Raw genomic sequence first — 1,676 nt, forward strand, 5'->3', positions numbered from 1 at the left:
CCTCCCGAAGGTTAAGCTACCTACTTCTTTTGCAACCACTCCCATGGTGTGACGGGCGGTGTGTACAAGGCCCGGGAACGTATTCACCGTAGCATTCTGATCTACGATTACTAGCGATTCCGACTTCATGGAGTCGAGTTGCAGACTCCAATCCGGACTACGACGCACTTTATGAGGTCCGCTTGCTCTCGCGAGGTCGCTTCTCTTTGTATGCGCCATTGTGCACGTGTGTAGCCCTACTCGTAAGGGCCATGATGACTTGACGTCATCCCCACCTTCCTCCAGTTTATCACTGGCAGTTCTCCTTGAGTTCCCGGCCGGACCGCTGGCAACAAAAGGATAAGGGTTGCGCTCGTTGCGGGACTTAACCCAACATTTCACAACACGAGCTGACGACAGCCATGCAGCACCTGTCTCAGAGTTCCCGAAGGCACCAATCCATCTCTGGAAAGTTCTCTGGATGTCAAGAGTAGGTAAGGTTCTTCGCGTTGCATCGAATTAAACCACATGCTCCACCGCTTGTGCGGGCCCCCGTCAATTCATTTGAGTTTTAACCTTGCGGCCGTACTCCCCAGGCGGTCGACTTAACGCGTTAGCTCCGGAAGCCACGCCTCAAGGGCACAACCTCCAAGTCGACATCGTTTACGGCGTGGACTACCAGGGTATCTAATCCTGTTTGCTCCCCACGCTTTCGCACCTGAGCGTCAGTCTTTGTCCAGGGGCCGCCTTCGCCACCGGTATTCCTCCAGATCTCTACGCATTTCACCGCTACACCTGGAATTCTACCCCCCTCTACAAGACTCTAGCCTGCCAGTTTCGAATGCAGTTCCCAGGTTGAGCCTGGGGATTTCACATCCGACTTGACAGACCGCCTGCGTGCGCTTTACGCCCAGTAATTCCGATTAACGCTTGCACCCTCCGTATTACCGCGGCTGCTGGCACGGAGTTAGCCGGTGCTTCTTCTGCGGGTAACGTCAATCGCTGAGGTTATTAACCTCAACGCCTTCCTCCCCGCTGAAAGTACTTTACAACCCGAAGGCCTTCTTCATACACGCGGCATGGCTGCATCAGGCTTGCGCCCATTGTGCAATATTCCCCACTGCTGCCTCCCGTAGGAGTCTGGACCGTGTCTCAGTTCCAGTGTGGCTGGTCATCCTCTCAGACCAGCTAGGGATCGTCGCCTAGGTGAGCCGTTACCCCACCTACTAGCTAATCCCATCTGGGCACATCTGATGGCAAGAGGCCCGAAGGTCCCCTCTTTGGTCTTGCGACGTTATGCGGTATTAGCTACCGTTTCCAGTAGTTATCCCCCTCCATCAGGCAGTTTCCCAGACATTACTCACCCGTCCGCCGCTCGCCGGCAAAGTAGCAAGCTACTTTCCGCTGCCGCTCGACTTGCATGTGTTAGGCCTGCCGCCAGCGTTCAATCTGAGCCATGATCAAACTCTTCAATTTAAGTTTGATGCTCGTGAATTAAACTTCGTAATGAATTACGTATGTTCACTCAGAGACTTGATTCATTTTTCGTCCGAGGACGTTAGAATCCATGTCACTTTGAGTGCCCACACAGATTGTCTGATAAATTGTTAAAGAGCAGTGCAACGCGGCTTTCGCTCACCGTTGCGAGGTGGCGTATATTACGCTTTTCAGAGTCAACCCGTTATTTCAGGATTTTT

1 rRNA gene is annotated in these 1,676 nt (G+C 53.1%); it reads right to left on the reverse strand.

Annotated features, from left to right (window positions below):
- Positions 1 to 1,455: ribosomal RNA gene (locus tag PI91_RS00840) — 16S ribosomal RNA — on the reverse strand; the annotation flags it as partial.
- Positions 1,456 to 1,676 lie beyond the last annotated feature (221 nt).

Origin of the sequence: Enterobacter sp. FB, from assembly GCF_000805795.1 — a bacterium.
GTDB lineage: Bacteria > Pseudomonadota > Gammaproteobacteria > Enterobacterales > Enterobacteriaceae > Enterobacter > Enterobacter roggenkampii.